Origin of the sequence: Rhizobium sp. P28RR-XV (assembly GCF_012641385.1) — a bacterium.
GTDB lineage: Bacteria > Pseudomonadota > Alphaproteobacteria > Rhizobiales > Rhizobiaceae > Rhizobium.
This window is the reverse complement of sequence record NZ_JABAIG010000001.1, coordinates 442175-459466: the sequence shown is the minus strand read 5'-3', so window position 1 is coordinate 459466 and position 17292 is coordinate 442175. Positions and strand designations below refer to the sequence as shown.

General features: G+C 61.5%; 16 protein-coding genes. 6 read left to right on the top strand and 10 right to left on the bottom strand.

All coding sequences use genetic code 11. From position 1 onward, the window contains the following. The first annotated feature begins 106 nt into the window (after positions 1–106). Both tehA and HGP12_RS02210 read left to right on the top strand, forming a co-directional pair. Positions 107–1108, top strand: coding sequence for a dicarboxylate transporter/tellurite-resistance protein TehA (gene tehA / locus HGP12_RS02215; protein ID WP_168838911.1), 1002 nt, complete (start codon positions 107–109; stop codon positions 1106–1108). A gap of 31 nt (positions 1109–1139) precedes the next feature. Further along, complete coding sequence (locus tag HGP12_RS02210) at positions 1140–1511, top strand: VOC family protein (RefSeq protein WP_168838910.1); 372 nt, start codon at positions 1140–1142, stop codon at positions 1509–1511. A 29-nt stretch (positions 1512–1540) separates the two neighbouring features. Here the strand turns inward: HGP12_RS02210 and HGP12_RS02205 are convergent, their stop codons facing one another. Then, positions 1541–2671 carry a citrate synthase gene (locus HGP12_RS02205; RefSeq protein ID WP_168838909.1) on the bottom strand — a complete coding sequence of 377 codons (1131 nt, stop codon included), beginning with the start codon at positions 2669–2671 and terminating at the stop codon, positions 1541–1543. Positions 2672–2755: 84 nt separating this feature from the next. Here HGP12_RS02205 and HGP12_RS02200 point away from each other — a divergent pair, with 84 nt between their 5' ends. Then, the gene (locus tag HGP12_RS02200; protein WP_168838908.1) at positions 2756–3844 is read left to right on the top strand and encodes a citrate synthase/methylcitrate synthase; all 1089 of its coding nucleotides are present in this window, start codon (positions 2756–2758) and stop codon (positions 3842–3844) included. Positions 3845–3867: 23 nt separating this feature from the next. Here HGP12_RS02200 and HGP12_RS02195 read toward each other — a convergent pair whose 3' ends face one another. Then, complete coding sequence (locus tag HGP12_RS02195; protein WP_168838907.1) at positions 3868–4743, bottom strand: LysR family transcriptional regulator; 876 nt, start codon at positions 4741–4743, stop codon at positions 3868–3870. A gap of 100 nt (positions 4744–4843) precedes the next feature. On the opposite strand from HGP12_RS02195, the gene HGP12_RS02190 reads away from it, so the two are divergent. Then, on the top strand, positions 4844–5443 hold the full coding sequence (locus tag HGP12_RS02190; RefSeq protein WP_168838906.1) for a LysE family translocator: 600 nt from the start codon (positions 4844–4846) through the stop codon (positions 5441–5443). Between the two features lie 26 nt (positions 5444–5469). On the opposite strand, the gene HGP12_RS02185 is transcribed toward HGP12_RS02190, so the two are convergent. The 4 genes from HGP12_RS02185 to HGP12_RS02170 all read right to left on the bottom strand — a co-directional run bounded on the left by HGP12_RS02185 (position 5470) and on the right by HGP12_RS02170 (position 9546). After that, positions 5470–7329, bottom strand: a complete 1860-nt coding sequence (locus HGP12_RS02185) for a CHASE2 domain-containing protein (protein ID WP_168838905.1) — start codon at positions 7327–7329, stop codon at positions 5470–5472. A gap of 12 nt (positions 7330–7341) precedes the next feature. Further along, on the bottom strand, positions 7342–7875 hold the full coding sequence (locus HGP12_RS02180) for a FecR domain-containing protein (protein WP_168838904.1): 534 nt from the start codon (positions 7873–7875) through the stop codon (positions 7342–7344). Between the two features lie 86 nt (positions 7876–7961). Beyond that, a complete protein-coding gene (locus HGP12_RS02175; protein ID WP_168838903.1) occupies positions 7962–9011 on the bottom strand; it encodes a HoxN/HupN/NixA family nickel/cobalt transporter in 1050 nt (349 codons plus the stop codon). Positions 9012–9153: 142 nt separating this feature from the next. Then, positions 9154–9546, bottom strand: a complete 393-nt coding sequence (locus HGP12_RS02170; protein ID WP_168838902.1) for a rhodanese-like domain-containing protein — start codon at positions 9544–9546, stop codon at positions 9154–9156. Positions 9547–9611: 65 nt separating this feature from the next. Here HGP12_RS02170 and ftrA point away from each other — a divergent pair, with 65 nt between their 5' ends. Beyond that, positions 9612–10664: a transcriptional regulator FtrA gene (gene ftrA, locus HGP12_RS02165; RefSeq protein ID WP_168839173.1), complete on the top strand. Its 1053-nt coding sequence runs from the start codon at positions 9612–9614 to the stop codon at positions 10662–10664. A 40-nt stretch (positions 10665–10704) separates the two neighbouring features. On the opposite strand, the gene HGP12_RS02160 is transcribed toward ftrA, so the two are convergent. From HGP12_RS02160 to HGP12_RS02145, 4 genes are all read right to left on the bottom strand, one after another. Further along, positions 10705–12333 carry a CTP synthase gene (locus HGP12_RS02160; protein WP_168838901.1) on the bottom strand — a complete coding sequence of 543 codons (1629 nt, stop codon included), beginning with the start codon at positions 12331–12333 and terminating at the stop codon, positions 10705–10707. Between the two features lie 143 nt (positions 12334–12476). Next, positions 12477–13004: a preprotein translocase subunit SecG gene (gene secG / locus HGP12_RS02155; RefSeq protein WP_168838900.1), complete on the bottom strand. Its 528-nt coding sequence runs from the start codon at positions 13002–13004 to the stop codon at positions 12477–12479. Positions 13005–13118: 114 nt separating this feature from the next. Then, positions 13119–13889 (bottom strand): triose-phosphate isomerase, encoded by a 771-nt coding sequence (tpiA, locus tag HGP12_RS02150; RefSeq protein ID WP_168838899.1) that lies wholly within the window; start codon positions 13887–13889, stop codon positions 13119–13121. A 139-nt stretch (positions 13890–14028) separates the two neighbouring features. Continuing rightward, on the bottom strand, positions 14029–14925 hold the full coding sequence (locus HGP12_RS02145) for an alpha/beta fold hydrolase (RefSeq protein WP_168838898.1): 897 nt from the start codon (positions 14923–14925) through the stop codon (positions 14029–14031). Between the two features lie 203 nt (positions 14926–15128). On the opposite strand from HGP12_RS02145, the gene parE reads away from it, so the two are divergent. Further along, positions 15129–17192 (top strand): DNA topoisomerase IV subunit B, encoded by a 2064-nt coding sequence (parE, locus tag HGP12_RS02140; RefSeq protein WP_168838897.1) that lies wholly within the window; start codon positions 15129–15131, stop codon positions 17190–17192. The last annotated feature ends 100 nt before the right edge of the window (positions 17193–17292 follow it).

Sequence of the window (17292 nt, the reverse complement as noted above, 5' to 3'; positions counted from 1 at the left end):
AAGCTGTATTTTGCCCCTCTGTTCGCGTTGATCGATTTAGCATCGATCCCGCTCTTTGCACATTCTCTTTAGGCCGACGCTCGCCGTGGAGCGTCAAAGGAGGCATATGGCTGCGTCTCTGAAACTTCCGCTCATTCCCGCCGCGTTCTTCGGTATGGTTCTAGGGCTTTCCGGCCTCGCCAATGCCTGGCGGGTCGGTGCCCGCATCTGGCAATTGCCGACGGTCGTTGGAGAAGCGCTGACCTTCGTCAGCCTCGCCGTCTGGCTGGTCTTGATCGTGCTTTATGCGCTGAAATGGATGGTCGCGCGCGACGAAGCCCTCAAGGAGGTGGCGCATCCCGTTCAGTGCTGCTTCATCGGCCTAGTTGGTGTAGCGACCATGCTGGTCGCCGGAGGGCTGTTGCCCTATTCGCGCATCGGTGCCGAAACCATATTCCTGCTTGGCGCCGTCTATACGCTCGCATTCTCCGTCTGGCGTACCGGCGGTCTCTGGCAGGGTGAGCGCGACATCGCCACGACGACCGCCGTGCTCTACCTGCCGAGTGTCGCGGGAAGCTTCGTCACCGCCATCGTCGGCGCAGCCCTCGGTTTTCCCGAATGGGCTCAGCTTTTCTTCGGCGCCGGTTTCTTTGCCTGGCTTGCCATCGAGTCGGCATTGCTGCACCGCCTGTTGACGGGACCGGCACTGGCTCCGCCGCTGAGGCCGACCCTTGGAATTCAATTGGCGCCGCCGGCCGTCGGTGCGCTCGCCTATATCAGCGTTACGAAAGGCTCTCCCGACATGCTGGTGCATGCCATGATCGGCTATGGCCTGCTGCAGGCCCTGATCATGCTGCGCCTCCTACCCTGGATCGCCAAGGAAGGCTTCAGTCCTGCCTATTGGGCTTTCACCTTCGGTGCGACAGCACTGGCGACCGCTCCCATGCGGCTGGTCGAGCGCGGCGATGTCGGGCCGGTCACGCAGCTCGCGCCGATGCTCTTTGTTGTTGCCAACCTCGTCGTCGCTCTGATCGCACTGGCAACGATCTGGATGATTGCCAACCGCAGGCTGGCGATCGGCTGGGTCGAACTTGCCGACCGCGACGCCGGTGCGGTCGGCCAGGGTTAGGGAAGCTCAAGAACGCTATTGGGAGGACGGCATGCTTGACCATATGACGATCGGCGTTCTCGATGTGGAACGTTCGAAAATATTCTACGACGCGGCATTGCGCCCTCTCGGTATCGAACGTCTTTACTCGGAAGGCGAAACCTTTGCGGGCTATGGCGCGAAACCGAAGGCATTCTTCTGGATCGGCCAGCGTAATTCACCGCAGACAAGCGCGCATATAGCCTTCGCTACCGGCAGCAGGAAGATTGTCGATGAATTTCACCAAGCGGCCCTTGCGGCCGGCGGCATCGATAACGGCGCTCCCGGGCTTCGTCCTCACTATCACGAGAACTACTATGGCGCCTTCATCCTCGATCCGGATGGCCACAACATCGAAGCCGTTTGTCACTTGCCGGTGAGCTGAGTGGCGACGCCGCATTCCTGGTAAAATCACTATACCGGCGGGCCGACATAGCGCGCACGCGGCCGGATCAATCGGCCGCTGGTCGCCTGCTCCATGGCATGTGCGAGCCAGCCCACCGTCCGCGCCAGCGCGAAGATGATCAACGGCGCATCCTCCGGGAGATGATAGGCATGGGTCATCGCCGTCAGAGCGAAGTCAACATTGACGCGTTCGCCGACCAGCTGTTCGCCGGCATCGCGAACCCCAGCAAATAACGGTGGAAGCGTAAAGCAGCGCAGCAGCGCCTCGGCACGGATATCGACATCCGGATAAAGCTGATGGCCGAAGGCCGGCAATGCTCGGCCCTCCGAGAGATAGCCGCGAACCGCCTCCTCCGCGCCCGTCACGGCCGCCCGGGCGATCAGCGAGCGCACGCTTTGCCATGCGCCGCCGTGCAAAGGACCCGTCAGCGTGGAAAGGCCGGACAAAGCGGCGGCGGATAATGTCGCTCCCGCGGACGCCGTGATCCGTGCGGTGAAGGTCGAAGCATTCAATTCATGATCGGTGAGCAGCACGAGGCTGCGGCGTATCAGATCGCTCGCATCGGGACGATTCCAGGCGGCGGCAAGACGTCGATGCAGCGGTTCGTCCCATGCGCCGGGGGCCAAGGCTTCGGCCACGGTGTCGAATACGCTCTCCGCCTCCTTCTGCAGGGCTGGAAGCGAGCGTCCAAGTGACGGCAGGTCGCCCATTATGCGCTCGGCAAGGGCAGAGAAAGCAGCATTCAACGAGGGAGGTCTTGGCCGCGCCTCGTTTTGCTCAAAGCGTAACGGCCGCTTCATGTCCCAAAGCAACAGCGCGACGTCCTCCAGAGCAGCGCTTTCGGCAAGCAATGCCGCATCCCTGCCGCGATAGAAGAGCCTGCCGTTCGAAACCGTCGACAGCGCCGATGGCAAGACCGGATCGCCCCATTGAATGGCTTCGGCCGCCACTGCCTCCGTCTTGCGCCGGCCGGCATGGCGGGTGACCAGTCGCTTCACGTCGTCGGTAAAATAGAGGCTGCGCCGCGTATCGGCGGGATCCGGCTTCGCACGAATGCGACCGCGGCTGACATTGGCGTATAGCGTCTGTGGTTTCGTTCCCAGCAGGCTCAGCGCCTGCTCCGCCGTCAGCCAGCTCATCATCCCTCACATTGATCAATTGCGTCAAGATTGACGTCAATAAAAATAGGCCCGATCTAATCGGATAGTCAAAGGAGAACGATGATGAAAAGTGGTCTTGAAGACGTCATTGCCGCGGAAACCAAGCTGTCCGACGTCGATGGCGCAGCCGGTCGTCTGATCATCCGCGGCGTGTCGCTGGATGATCTGGTGGCGACCAGCCGCTTCGAAGATGTCGCGGCGCTGTTGCTCGATGGCCTATTCGACGAGCATATCGACGCAGCCTCCATCCGCACACAGCTCGGCGTGGCCCGCCTTGCGCTCTTCGCGCATGTCGAGGCTGCCGATGCGGCTGTGCTCGCACTGCCGCCGGTCGATGCCGTACGCGCCTTGCTGGCGCGCCTCGGCGACGGCGAGGACTTTGCGACGGCGGTCCGCCTGATGGCAGCGCCGGCTGTCTTCCTGCCGGCCGTGTTGCGATTGCAGCGGCGCGAAACGCCGATCAAGCCGGATGCATCGCTTTCCCAATCGGCAGACATCCTGCGCATGTTGACAGGCCGCGTTCCGACGGCGGAGCAGACGGCGGGTCTCGATGCCTATCTGGTGACGATTTCCGATCATGGCCTCAACGCATCGACCTTCGCCGCGCGCGTCATTGCCTCGACCCATGCGGGCCTGACCTCCTCCGTGCTGGCGGCAATAAGCGCCCTCAAGGGTCCCTTGCATGGCGGCGCCCCCGGCCCGGTTCTCGATATGCTTGATGGTGTCGGCAAGCCCGAAAACGCTCGCGCCTGGCTGTCGCAGGCACTCGATCATGGCGAGCGGCTGATGGGTTTCGGTCATCGCATCTATCGCGTCCGCGATCCGCGTGCCGATGCCTTGAAGACGGCGCTGAAGCCGATTTTTGCGGGCGGACAGGCGGATGCCGCACGCATCGCCTTGGCGGAAGCGATCGAGGCGGCGGCTCTGGCCCTGCTGAAGGAGCGCAAGCCGGATCGGCCCTTGGACGTCAATGTCGAATATTATACCGCCCTGTTGCTCGATGCGCTCGGTTTCCCGCGCAACGCCTTTACCGGCGTCTTCGCGATCGGCCGCACGGTCGGCTGGATCGCCCACGCGCGCGAACAGACGCTCGATGGGCGCCTTATCCGGCCGCAGTCGCGCTATGTCGGCCCTCTTCCGAAGGCGGCATAGGCAGGTCTGATATCTGATGGAATTCAGGCGGCCGCGGATTGGCGCGGCCGCATCATGCCCTCGCGGATGTGGCGGGCAAGCTCCAGAGCCTGCGGTGTTGCGCCCCCCTTGGGCAAATGCAGGTTGATCGCAAAGACCGGCAATTCGGGCAGTCCCTGCTCGACGGTGAGGATATCGAGATCGGCCGGAACGGTGGAAGCGAGCCAGGCAGTCACTGCCAGATCCGTGCGCACCGTCGCCGTGGTCGCCTCGATATTGCCGTTCTCGAAAACAGTCCGCCAGCGCAACCCATCCTTGCTGAGTGCGGCAAAGACGGATGACCGAAAGGCACAGGTGTCCGCCACCATCGAGATCGGCAGAGGCACCTTGCGATAGGCATTTCCCGCCTTTGCACCCACCCAGACAAGCCGCTCGGCACCAAGGCATTCGCCTTGTGACGGACCAAAAGGTTCCTCCACCACGCAGAGGTCGACGGTTCCCTTCCCCAATTCCGCCAGCAGCTCCGGCGACGAGGCGCAGACCAGCGAAATCTCCACATGCGGATGACGCTCGGCATAGAACTTCAGTACGGGTGCCAGCGTTGCTCCCACGAGATCGTAGGGAACACCGAGCCGGACGCTGCCGCGAACGCTCCTCTCCGTCATGTCGTCCCAGATTTCGTCGTTCAATGCCAGCAGGCGGCGGGCCTTGCCGAGCAATCGTTCCCCCGCTTCCGTCAGCCGCAATCCGCGCCTATCCCGCTCGAACAGGGCACAATCAAGCATGTCCTCCAATCGCTTGATCTGCTGGCTGACGGCACCCTGGGTCATATGCAGCATATTGGCGGCAACCGTCATGCTGCTTTTGTCGGCGACAGCAGCGAAAGTTCGGATAAGGGCTATATCGAAATTCCGGATCATGGCTCGCATTATAAATGCTAATGCGACGATCCTTCAATATTCGTTTTGCTGATGAAGGCCATATCTCTATCCCTTGTCTCAAAATCGAGAAAGGCTGGAGATGACTGTCGAAACCCTGTTGCCGCTGATCCTCTTCGCATTGGTTTCGACCATAACGCCAGGGGGTGCTACGACGCTCGCGACCGCGTCCGGCGCGCATTTCGGCTTTCGCCGGTCGGTACCGGTCATGGCCGGTTTTGCTGTCGGCCTCGGCTCCATGGCCGGCGCGACGGCCGCGGGGCTTGGCGGCGTATTGCTGGCCCTGCCGGTGCTGCAGATCGGCATGAAGACGCTGGGTTCGCTCTACCTGATCTGGCTTGCCGTCCGCATCGGCGGGAGCGGCCCGCCGAGCGAGGCCGGGCAAATGGCGAGGCCCACCGGCTTCCTCGCCGGTCTCTGGATGCTCTGGCACAATCTCAAGGGCTGGGCGATGACCATGGGTGCTGCCGCTTCTTTCGCCGCGCTGGCGGAAAGTCCCGTCAGACTTGCGATCCTGCTCGGTGTGACCTTCTGTCTCGTCGCGGCTTTCTCGCTCGCCGTGTGGTGCATTCTCGGACAAATGCTCGGGCGCCTATTGAAAACCGCGTGGCAATGGCGCGCGGTCAACGTCTCCCTCGCCTGCCTCCTGGTGATTTCGATCGTTCCGATGTGGCATGAATGAAAGCTGACACGTCGAGGCCGGCGTGATCACGTCCGGCTGCGCCAGAGCCATATGGTCAATGTTCCGGCGCGGCCACGCAAGCCTGTATCGATCGGGCCATGGAGGTTCCCCTCCTTGAAAGGGGTGCTGTCCCGGCCGGCTGAGAGCAACAGCTCGTCACTGAGAGCGACCTCCGCCCGATGGCTGGCGGCGACCTCCATCAGTCGGCTGGCGATGTTGACCGTGTCGCCGGTTGCCGTGATCTGCTGGCGACCCCCACCACCCAGCCTCGAGGCGACGATAGTGCCGAAATGCGCGCCGATCTTGAAGCCGATACGGGATGCGACCGTCTCCGGCATGGCCGAGAGCCAGCCTCTCATACGCGCGGCCAGACGAATGCAACAGCGCGCCGCATCGGCGGAATCGCTCGGTTTCGGTTGCGGCAAGCCGAAAAGGATCATCGCTCCATCGCCCATGAAGCTGGTGATAGCGCCGCCGCATGCAGTCACTTCCTCGTCGACGAGATTGTAAAAGCCGTTCAGCAGTTCCCGCACGGCCGTCGGGCCGATCGTTTCGCTGAGCCCCGTGAAACCGTTGATATCGATGAAGACGACGGCGGCTTGCTGATGCACCGGGCTTGCTAGAAAATCGGGATCACGGGCAAGATGTTCGGCAAGACCGGGCGCCTCGATGCGCTGCAGGAGTTCGCTTTGCTTGGCGAAGCGCGTGGCCCGCCTGCGGTCGAACCAAAGCTGTACAGTGCCAAACAGCAGCGCCGTCGGGACGGTCGCGGCAATCGGCAGGGCGGCACTCAGCCAGATCCCATGCTTGAAAGCGCTGACATTGACTGCGAACCAGAGGAGCACGACGCCGAGAGCTGTTATCAGGCCGAAGGTGCTGCGTTGCCAGGAGAGAAGGCCGACGACGAGCAGCGGCAAACCGACGGCGAAATAGAGATCGATGAAGCGAATGTTGCGGTCGCGCACCAGGCCGTCTCCGGCAATCAGATGCGTGATCGAGGTGGAGATAACCTCGACACCCGGCAGAACGGGATCGAAAGGCGTCGGAAAGACATCGCCGCCACCGGTAACGGTTGCGCCGATGACGACGACATGATCCTTGATCGCAGCTTCCGGCAATTGCCCGTTGAGCGCCGCGCTGGCGCTGATGGTGCGGATCGTGCCGCGCGGACCGTAGAAAGAGAGCGGCAAGAGATAGCCGGTATCGGTCTGGATGGACCGGTCACCGATCTTGATACGATCGGAGATGACGGTTGTCTGCTCATCGGTTGCAGCGGAAACGACGCGCAGCGAAAAGGACGGCTCGATTCGCTCGCCGCTGCGAAACAGCATCGGAACGAAACGCGGCGTTCCCGCCTTGTCCGTCTGCACATTGACGACACCATAGCTTGCGGCATCGGCGAACCGCTGCTGCGGTTGGAGGAATTGCAGTGCGCTTGGCACGCGGGCGAGAGGTTCCCTGCTGTCGTCAACGACACGCTGTCGGCTTTCGGGGAAAATGCCCGCCGCAGCCAGCACGACTTTCGTTCGCTTCAGCGATTGCTCCAACGCGGAATCGCCGGCCTCGTCGCCGGAATCGAGCAGAAGCAGGTCGAGCGCAATGGCTTTCGGCCCCAACGCGCCGATGGCATCGATGATCCTGGCGAGCGTGGTGCGCGACAAGGGATAGTGCCCCGCCACGCGCGACGTATCATCATCTATGGCAACGATCGTGACGAGATCGGGTGGTGGGTGGCTGCCGCCGAGTGTATTGCGGAGGTTCGTCAACGTCGCTTCGGCGTTGTCGACGAAGGGAATGTCACCGCGCAGATGCGCGATGCCGAGGCCCAATCCCCAGACGGCAGTCAAGAGAAGCGCAATCAGCGTCTGCAGCGGTGGTCTGCGCATGGCGTCCGGGTCTCACTGGCCGAGGCGAGCCATCAAAGCGTTTATGCGCGGTTGTCCCCATTGGGTGACACGCAATGGGGAGCGGCTGCGGTCGACGTCGACGCCTTGCCCTCGGCCGAGCGTAACCCCCTGCCCGGTCGATACCTTGTTGACCGCGACACGGCCGCGCAAGACCAGCACGGATGTGTTGGCGCGTTTCACGTCGACTGCCCATCGTGTGCCGCGCACGGCGGCGATTGCTTGTGGCGTTACCACCTCGAATCCGCCCTGAATGCGACCGGCATCCACATCGATCAGCGCTGCCTTGCTGTCGAGCACAAGAGCATCCACCTGGCCATCACGGTTGCGGTCCGCGAGCCGGTAGTGCGCGCCGCGCTCGACGGTGATGCTAAGCCCAGCTTCGCAATTCAACGTCTGGCGCTCGGCGCTGACAGCGGGCCGCAACGGACAATTCGCGACGGGTTGCGAGGAGGCGGTGCCGGCGCTGATGATGCACAAGGCGCCAATTAACAACGCCAGGTTGCGAATATTGCTTGCATGGATCATGATTCTGGCCCCTCATCGCGTATAACTGGAGCGGCGAACGGCGATTTCCAGTCACGGCATGCTCGATCCCTGGGGGCGATGATGCGTCATGAACGATCGATCTGCAAGTTGTCGTATCCCCTGGCTTTGTAGAGGACGGTCGAAATCAGCCAGCTCAGCAGGAAAATGCCGACGACGGCGAAGCCGAAATTGGCAAGATTGTCATTGAGTTCGCCGATGAAGCTCCAGAAGCCGCCTTCGAGGCCGAGCTTGTCGGAGATCAGCCCCAGCGCCTCGATGCCGCCAATGAAGACCGCGACGACGACCGAGGCCGCCGTGATCGTCAGATTGTACCAGAGCTTGCGGATCGGCTTGACGAAGGCCCAGCCATAGGCGCCGGTCATCAGCGTGCTGTCGAGCGTATCCATCAGCGACATGCCGGCGGTGAAGAGCGCCGGGAAGACGAGGATGGTCCAGAAGGACATGCCCTGCGCGGCTTGGGCGGCGGAAATGCCGAGAAGCCCGATTTCCGTCGCGGTGTCGAAGCCGAGGCCGAAGAGAAAACCGATCGGATACATATGCCAGGAGCTGGTGACGACCTTGAACATCGGCCGGAATATGCGCGCCAGAAAACCGCCGCCGGCAAGCAGCGTATCGAGATCCTCGTCCGCGATCCTCTCGCCCCTCTGCGCCCGCCTGAAGGCGGACCATACGCCTCTGAGGACAAAGAGATTGGCAATGCTGATCAGTAGCAGGAACACGGCCGATACGGTGGTGCCGATGACGCCGCCGATATCGTGGAAGGAATCGAGCTGGCTCTGCATGGCGGCCGCGGTCGCGGCAATCAGGATCGAGGCGATCACGACGATCGAGGAATGGCCGAGCGAGAAGAAGAAGCCGACCGCATAGGGCTGCTTCCTTTCCTGGATCAGCTTGCGCACGACGTTGTCGATCGCGGCGATGTGATCGGCATCGAAGGCGTGGCGAAGCCCGAACATATAGGCAAGAAGCGCAATACCCAGCAGCGATGGCCTGTCAGCGAAAGCGAGCCAGGCCCATATCCATGCGGCAATGTTGAACGCGATCAGCAGCGTGAAAGTGATGGCGATCTTGGCCTTCGGCTTTTCCGCTCGATCGTCAAATGGATTGAGGATCATACTTTTGTTCCCGTTATGCTTACTCGCACAGTGCCACGGAACGAGAAGCGGCGCGACAGTCAAATGACGTAGGTGCCGAAGTTTTTCGCAGTGTCATAAAAATGGGCAAACCCGGCAGGCGCCGGGTTGTCCTCTTTGCCTGCTAGCCTCTTTCGAATGGGTGCCCCTCGTCCGCCCAGCCGGTCATGCCGCCGATCATGACCTTCACGCGCTTGCCGAGCGTGCCCAGTCGCCAGGCCGCCTTGTCGGTGCCGTTGCAATGCGGGCCGGCGCAATAAACGACGAACAGCGTATCGTCAGGCCATTCCGCCATCTTCCGCGCGGTCATCTTGCCATGCGGCAGATTGATCGAGCCGGGAATATGCTGCTCCTGGAACATGGCTGGACCGCGAACATCAAGCAGGACGAAATCCGGATTGCCTGAGGTCATGGCCTGACGCACATCGGAGCAATCGGTCTCGAAGGCAAGCCTGCGGGCATAATGTTCCGCAACGAGGTTCGAGGCGGCAGCGGGGATTTCACTGACTAGGGACATGGAACGCTCCTTCTTTGGTTCGGTGCATTCATGCCTGAGCGATCCCGGAGTTGAAATTGGCCGAAATGCCATATAGCATCAACATCATGCCAAACTCCGATAACCCAAATCTTCTCGGCCCGCATGTCGTCACCCTCGTCTATGACGGGCTGTGCACGTTCGAATTCGGCGTTGCCTACGAGATCTTCGGCCTGCCGCGCCCGGAGATGGGCGACGGCTGGTATCGCTTTTCCGCCTGCGCGATCGAGGACGGCCTCCTTCGCGCCGCCGGTGGACTGACGGTGCAGGTCGATCACGGGCTCGATGTCATTGCCGATGCCGATCTGATTATCGTGCCGGGATGGCGCGGCATCGGGACGCCTGTCCCCGCCCCGCTGATCGCCGCGCTGCAGGCAGCCAGCCGCCGCGGCGTCCGTATCATGTCGCTGTGCTCGGGCGTCGCAGTCCTTGCAGCCGCCGGATTGCTTGCGGGCCGAAAGGCGACCACGCATTGGCGCTACGTCGATTCCATCGCTGCGCGTTACCCGGACATATCAGTCGATGCCGATGTTCTTTATGTCGATGAGGATAGCGTGCTGACAGCCGCCGGCAGTGCCGCCGCCATCGATCTCTGCCTGCATGTCGTCCGCCGGGATTTCGGACCTGATATCGCCAATAGCGTCGCGCGCCGCCTTGTGGTGCCGCCGCATCGCGAAGGCGGCCAGGCGCAATATATCGAGACCCCGGTTCTCAGACAGCGCGAGGGAGCACGCTTAGGTCCCTTGCTCGAATGGATGCGCGAGCGCTTGCAGGAAGACCAGCCCGTTGCTGTGCTTGCGGCGCGAGCCGGAATGAGCGTACGGACTTTCCAGCGCCGCTTCGAGGCGACCACCGGCATGTCGCCGGGCGAATGGCTGTTAAGTGAGAGGTTGCGCCGCGCCCGCGATCTGCTCGAAAAGCAGACAGCTATTTCGCTTGATGATGTGGCGGTGGCGAGCGGATTTGGGTCGCTCGCCACCATGCGCCATCATTTTCGGGAGAGGCTTGCGGTGAGCCCGAGCGACTACCGCAAGCGATTTGCTGTTCTTAGAGCAATTCCAGGAAAAGTGCCCAGCGGTTTTCCGTCCGGAATTGCGTAAATCAAAAAGGTAGAGCGATTCAACGTTTCTGTGAAACGCTCTACACCAGCCGGCTCTGTTCCGTTGCCGCTTCGATGAAGCTGGAAAACAGCGGGTGCGGTTCCAGCGGCCGTGACTTCAGCTCCGGATGATACTGGACGCCGATGAACCATGGATGATCCGCATATTCGACCGTTTCCGGCAGGATGCCATCTGGTGACATGCCCGAAAAGGTCAAGCCGCAACCTTCCAGCCGGTCCTTGTAATCGACATTGACCTCGTAGCGGTGGCGATGGCGCTCCGAAATATCGGTGGAACCGTAGATTTCGGAAATCTTCGTACCCTTCTTCAAGGCCGCATTGTAGGCGCCGAGACGCATGGTGCCGCCGAGATCGCCGGATGCCGTGCGCTTCTGCAATTCGTTGCCCTTCAGCCATTCGGTCATCAGGCCGACGACCGGCTCCGGCGTCGGTCCGAATTCGGTCGATGAGGCCTGTTCGACGCCTGCCAGATTGCGGGCCGCTTCGATGACAGCCATCTGCATGCCGAAGCAGATGCCGAAATACGGCACTTTGCGCTCGCGCGCAAAGCGGGCAGCCAGGATCTTGCCTTCAGACCCGCGCTCGCCGAAGCCGCCCGGTACGAGAATGCCATGAACCTTCTCGAGATAAGGCGCTGGATCTTCCTTTTCGAAGACCTCGGACTCGATCCATTCGAGGTTAACCTTGACCCGATTGGCAATGCCGCCGTGATGAAGTGCCTCGATCAGCGACTTATAGGCATCCTTCAGGCCGGTATATTTGCCGACGATGGCAATGGTCACCTCGCCTTCAGGCGTACGGATGCGGTTGCAGACTTCTTCCCACTGATCGAGACGCGGCTTCGGGGCCGGCTCGATGCCGAAAGCGGCCAGCACTTCGTTGTCGAGGCCTTCCTTGTGGTAGGCCATCGGCACGTCGTAGATATTGGCGACGTCGAGCGCCTGGATGACGGCCGAGGGGCGGACGTTGCAAAACAGCGAAAGCTTGCGGCGTTCTGCTTCCGGGATCTCGCGATCCGCACGCACGAGCAGGATATCCGGGTGAATGCCGAGAGCCTGCAGCTCCTTGACGGAATGCTGCGTCGGCTTCGTCTTCAATTCGCCGGCGGCCGGGATGTAGGGCATCAGCGTCAGGTGGACATAGATCGCCGTGCCCCGCGGCAGATCGTTGCCGAGCTGGCGGATCGCTTCCATGAAGGGCATGGCTTCGATATCGCCGACGGTGCCGCCGATCTCGCAGATGACGAAATCATACTCGTCATTGCCCTCGATAACGAAATCCTTGATCTCGTTGGTGACGTGCGGAATGACCTGGACGGTGGCGCCCAGATAGTCGCCACGACGTTCCTTGTCGATGATGTTCTTGTAGATGCGACCGGTGGTGATGTTATCGGTCTTGGTGGCCGAGCGGCCGGTGAAGCGCTCATAGTGGCCAAGATCGAGGTCGGTTTCCGCACCGTCGTCGGTGACGAAGACCTCGCCGTGCTGGGTCGGGCTCATCGTGCCCGGATCCACGTTCAGATAGGGGTCAAGTTTGCGCAGGCGGACTCGATAACCACGAGCCTGCAACAACGCTCCGAGAGCCGCAGCCGCAATTCCTTTTCCGAGGGAAGAAACCACGCCGCCAGTGATGAATACATATCGCGCCATGGGAGTCACCGGATACCTTTTCACAAATGATTCCGCTAGCCCTAAAATTCGTTTCCGGAATTTTGGCTACAGAACGCGGAATATGGACAAAACAAAACCGGCAGATCCAGGGACCTGCCGGGGATGATCTTCGGCGACCGGAATTACTTACCGGTCGGAACGCCGCCGTTGTCGGCTGGCGCGGGAGTCGTTGTCGCCGGCGCGGTCTGCTGACCGGTCGCGGCCGGAGCCTGTTGAGCCGGCGCCGTGGCGGCAGGCTGGTTCGTCGTTGCGGGCGGTGTCGCCTGCGACTGCGGAGCGACGGCGCCACCGTTCGGAACGCCGCTATTGTCGGCCGGCTTCGGCTGGGTGGTCGCCGGCGCCGGGCTCTTCTGGCCGCCGAGCGAATCGAGAATGCCGTTGCCCTGGCCCGCCGTGCTCGGGATACGATTGAGAACGTCGGTCGGGCGGGCTTCGAAACGCGACAGCACATTCATGCCGAGCGCAAGAGCGAAGAACAGCGCTGCCAGAATGGCCGTGGTGCGCGTCAGCGCATTGGCCGTACCGCGTGCAGACATGAAGCCCGATCCGCCGCCGATACCGAGGCCGCCACCTTCAGAGCGCTGAATCAGCACAACGCCGATAAGGGCGACGACGATCATGAGATAGATAACAAGCAGTACGGTTTGCATAGATCCAGTCCCGCCCGCGGGCGGGCATTAAAAAGAAAAGCTCGCGGCTCTTTACATGAGGCTCTCGCCTATTCCAAGCCCCTTTAGGACTGGAATACCGGGCAAGTTGTTGCTTCAGGCGAACTGCCGTTCGAATGCGGCATAAATGGCGAGGAAGTCGGCGGCTTTCAAGCTCTGCCCGCCGACCAGCACGCCGTTGACGTGGGGAACGTCCAGAAGGTCGCGTGCATTGGCGCCGCTGACTGATCCGCCATAGAGGATTCGCATGCTCGCCCCCTCCTTGCCGAAGCGCTCGATGAGCTCGGCGCGGATGAAGGCATGTGCCTCCTCGACATTTTCCTGGGTCGGAACGACACCGGTGCCGATCGCCCAGACGGGCTCATAGGCGATCACGGTCGTCTGTGCCGTAGAGCCATCCGGGATGGAGCCTACGAGCTCTCGCTTCAGTACCTCCAGCGTCTGGCCGCTATTCCGCTCATAGGCGGTCTCGCCGATGCAGATGATGGCGATGAGCCCTGCATCGTGCGCGGCCTGCGCCTTGGCGCGCACCAGCATGTCGCTTTCCGCGTGGTTCCTGCGGCGCTCGGAATGACCGACGATGACATGGGTACCGAAGCAGTCCGCAATCATCTCGGCCGAAATATCGCCGGTATGGGCACCGCTGACCTGCTGATGGCAATCCTGGGCGCCGATTGCGAGCGGGCTGTCGTCGCAAAGTGCGGTCGCGACATAGAGCAATGTGGCCGGGGGGCAGAGCAGCGTATCGATCTTCTCAGACAGAGGCGCCTTGACGCCGTCAGCGATCGCCTTGATCTGATCAAGGCTCGCGCGCGTCCCGTTCATCTTCCAGTTTCCGGCCAGAAGCGGCCGTATGGTCTTCGTCATCCAGGTTGTCTCCCCCTTAACTCCATCAGTCGGACTAACAAAAAGGAGGAGGAAAGGAAAGTTATCGAATGCAGACGAAACGGTTCAAATCGTTTGAAAAAATGCTTACCCGGAAAATAGTTCGAATTGCGGGAGCGCTTTACGATGCCTGCGGATCGACGATCCAGTTGAGCACCTTGCGCCAATCGGTCATGCGCACGGGTGTTCCATGGTTACCGGTTTCGAAAAGCGTGAAGCGCGCCGGATAATGCGCCTTGTAGAGTTTCTCGAACAGTGCCTGCTGGTCCGCCGCGGCGTAGACGGGGTCCTTGCTGCCATGCGTGAACCAGAGCGGCAGCCTTGCCTTGTAGAAGGCGCTCTTGGTGAAATCCGGATCGGTCACCCCGCTCAGGATCGCCATGCCCTTCAGGCGCTTGATGCTATCGGCATCGCGGGTAATGCCCCAGCAGACGAAGCTGCCCATGGAAGCGCAGGTGAGGATCACCGGCTTGCCGCCCGATTGCTCGTATGAGTAGCGGATCAGCGCGGCGATATCGGCAACCCCGTTGCTGTCGAAACCCCTAACGCTCGGCGCGTAATAGGTGCCGCCATTGCGATAGGCGAGGTTTTTCAGCCGGTTGAAATTGCCGCCGAACGTATAGTCGTTGGAGCCGAGCCGGCGGTCACCGCCGCGACCGTGGATGAAGATCACGGTAAAGGACTGCTTCGATGCCGGGCCGATGCGGGTGACGTCGACCTTGCGGTCACCGAGTTGCAAGGTTTCGTCCTCTTGCGCCTTCCAGCGCATGCCGGTGTCGACATAGGCGGGCTTGACCCGCTTTTCCGGAACCTGGTCGCGGCCGTTGATATCCCGCATTTCCTGGTAATCGATCGTCTGGAACGCGCCATTGTCGTGGCTTTCGATGACGGTCTGGTTGGAAAACAGCTCGTCCTTGAAGGGCTTCAACATGTCGGCGGCGGCGCCTTGGGCAGTCGCCAGAAGCAGAATGCCCGCTATTGCGGACAGGATGGGCAAATGAGCTGTGGACATTGGCATGCGGACACTTCCTCCGATCGGACATCGGGCTTGCCATTCGTCACCCGGCAACGCAAATCTCTTTTGAATCTGCCCCGCTTTGGGGCGCCATCGCTCTTGTGCGTCGTTTCTGGCAGAATCACGGTGATTCGCGAATACCGGCCATAAATGCGACAATAAAGGGATCTGGCCCCTCCAGGACAAATCTAGCAGCTTGAAGTTCTATGGATAACAGCAACGATCTCTTCTCCGGACTGCCCCGCTCCCCGAAACCGGAAGCGGTGGAAAAGCCTGTTGCAAAGGCTGAGAAGCCGGCAGCCGCTCCGGCGCCGCGCGCCGCGCCGGCGACATCTTCTGCGGAAGAATACGGCGCAAGCTCGATCCGCGTTCTCGAGGGGCTTGAGCCCGTGCGCATGCGTCCCGGCATGTATATCGGCGGCACGGACGAGAAGGCGCTGCATCACCTCTTCGCCGAAGTCATCGACAACGCCATGGACGAGGCGGTGGCCGGTCATGCTAATTTCATCGAGGTCTATCTCGACCGGCAGGGCTACCTGACCGTCACGGACAATGGTCGCGGCATTCCTGTGGAAAACCATCCGCAGGTGCCCGGCAAGTCGACGCTCGAGGTCATCATGACCAAGCTGCATGCCGGCGGCAAATTCGACGGCAAGGCCTATGAGACATCGGGCGGCCTGCACGGCGTCGGTGTGTCCGTCGTCAACGCGCTGTCGGACGATCTGGAAGTCGAGGTCGCCCGCAACCGCAAGCTCTACCGCCAGCGCTTTTCGCGTGGCCTGCCCGTCGGCGGCCTGGAAGAACTGGGCGATGTGCATAACCGGCGCGGCACCCGCGTCCGTTTTCATCCCGACCCGCAGATTTTCGGCGATCACGCCCGTTTCGATCCGGCCCGCGTCTTCCGCATGGCCCGGTCCAAGGCCTACCTGTTCGGCGGAGTCGAGATCCGCTGGACTTGCGATCCTGAGCTTGCGCCCGAAGGTGCCGACGTTCCGGAAAAGGCGGTCTTCCATTTTCCCGGCGGCTTGAAGGACTACCTCAAGGCGACGATGGGCAACGAGTTCACCGTCACCCGCGAGATATTCGCCGGCAAGACGGAGAAGGAAAGCGGCCACGGCTCGCTCGAATGGGCGATGACCTGGTATGGCGGCGACCCGCAGATCCACTCTTATTGCAACACGATTCCGACCCCGGAAGGTGGTACGCATGAAGCTGGTTTCCGCATCGCACTGACCAAGGGCCTGAAGAACTACGCCGATCTCACCCAGAACAAGCGCGCGGCCAATATCACCACCGACGATGTGATGATCTCGGGCGTCGGCATGCTGTCGATCTTCATCCGCGAGCCTGAATTCGTCGGCCAGACCAAGGACAAGCTTGCAACGGTCGAAGCCCAGCGCATCGTCGAAAATGCACTGCGCGATCCCTTCGATCATTACCTGACCGATAATCCGGCCGAGGCCGAAAAGCTGTTGGAATGGGTGATCGAGCGTTCCGAAGAGCGCATGCGCCGCCGCAAGGAAAAGGAAGTCAACCGCAAGACAGCCGTGCGCAAGCTGCGCCTGCCCGGCAAGCTGGCCGACTGCTCGCAAAATTCCGCGGCAGGCGCCGAACTCTTCCTGGTCGAGGGCGATTCGGCAGGTGGCTCGGCCAAACAGGCACGCAACCGCACGAACCAGGCGATCCTGCCGCTGCGCGGCAAGATCCTCAACGTGGCCAGCGCGGGCCGCGAAAAGCTGTCCGCCAATCAGCAGATTTCCGATCTCGTCCAGGCGCTCGGCTGCGGCACGCGCACGAAATATCGCGAGGAAGACCTTCGCTATCAGCGCATCGTCGTCATGACCGATGCCGACGTCGACGGTGCGCACATCGCCTCGCTGCTCATCACTTTCTTCTATCAGGAGATGCCCGAGCTCATCCGCCAGGGCCATCTCTTCCTGGCCGTCCCGCCGCTCTACAAGATCACGCAGGGTTCGAAATCCATCTACGCCCGCGACGATGCCCATCGTCTTGAGCTGATGGAGACGGAATTCAAGGGCAGAGGCAAAGTCGAGATCAGCCGCTTCAAAGGCCTGGGCGAAATGCTGCCGGCCCAGCTCAAGGAAACGACGATGGATCCGTCCAAGCGCACCCTACTGCGCGTCGAGATCGACGAGGTGGATTTCGAAGGCACGCGCGATGCCGTCGATAATCTGATGGGCACCAAGGCCGAGGCGCGCTTCCGCTTCATTCAGGAGCGGGCCGCTTTTGCCGAGGATCTGGATATCTGACAATCCCAACGGATCGCCGTGGCATATCTCCATCCCCGATATTTTATTGGATTGTCGAATATCCGTTACGAGCGCGTCATCGACGGATGCATAGATGGCG

What these genes read in the sequence shown, in the direction of transcription:
- tehA (WP_168838911.1), top strand. Translation starts at nt 107, where the DNA reads ATGGCTGCGTCTCTGAAACTTCCGCTCATTCCCGCCGCGTTCTTCGGT.
- HGP12_RS02210 (WP_168838910.1), top strand. Translation starts at nt 1,140, where the DNA reads ATGCTTGACCATATGACGATCGGCGTTCTCGATGTGGAACGTTCGAAA.
- HGP12_RS02205 (WP_168838909.1), bottom strand. Translation starts at nt 2,671, where the DNA reads ATGAGCTGGCTGACGGCGGAGCAGGCGCTGAGCCTGCTGGGAACGAAA.
- HGP12_RS02200 (WP_168838908.1), top strand. Translation starts at nt 2,756, where the DNA reads ATGAAAAGTGGTCTTGAAGACGTCATTGCCGCGGAAACCAAGCTGTCC.
- HGP12_RS02195 (WP_168838907.1), bottom strand. Translation starts at nt 4,743, where the DNA reads ATGATCCGGAATTTCGATATAGCCCTTATCCGAACTTTCGCTGCTGTC.
- HGP12_RS02190 (WP_168838906.1), top strand. Translation starts at nt 4,844, where the DNA reads ATGACTGTCGAAACCCTGTTGCCGCTGATCCTCTTCGCATTGGTTTCG.
- HGP12_RS02185 (WP_168838905.1), bottom strand. Translation starts at nt 7,329, where the DNA reads ATGCGCAGACCACCGCTGCAGACGCTGATTGCGCTTCTCTTGACTGCC.
- HGP12_RS02180 (WP_168838904.1), bottom strand. Translation starts at nt 7,875, where the DNA reads ATGATCCATGCAAGCAATATTCGCAACCTGGCGTTGTTAATTGGCGCC.
- HGP12_RS02175 (WP_168838903.1), bottom strand. Translation starts at nt 9,011, where the DNA reads ATGATCCTCAATCCATTTGACGATCGAGCGGAAAAGCCGAAGGCCAAG.
- HGP12_RS02170 (WP_168838902.1), bottom strand. Translation starts at nt 9,546, where the DNA reads ATGTCCCTAGTCAGTGAAATCCCCGCTGCCGCCTCGAACCTCGTTGCG.
- ftrA (WP_168839173.1), top strand. Translation starts at nt 9,612, where the DNA reads ATGCCATATAGCATCAACATCATGCCAAACTCCGATAACCCAAATCTT.
- HGP12_RS02160 (WP_168838901.1), bottom strand. Translation starts at nt 12,333, where the DNA reads ATGGCGCGATATGTATTCATCACTGGCGGCGTGGTTTCTTCCCTCGGA.
- secG (WP_168838900.1), bottom strand. Translation starts at nt 13,004, where the DNA reads ATGCAAACCGTACTGCTTGTTATCTATCTCATGATCGTCGTCGCCCTT.
- tpiA (WP_168838899.1), bottom strand. Translation starts at nt 13,889, where the DNA reads ATGACGAAGACCATACGGCCGCTTCTGGCCGGAAACTGGAAGATGAAC.
- HGP12_RS02145 (WP_168838898.1), bottom strand. Translation starts at nt 14,925, where the DNA reads ATGCCAATGTCCACAGCTCATTTGCCCATCCTGTCCGCAATAGCGGGC.
- parE (WP_168838897.1), top strand. Translation starts at nt 15,129, where the DNA reads ATGGATAACAGCAACGATCTCTTCTCCGGACTGCCCCGCTCCCCGAAA.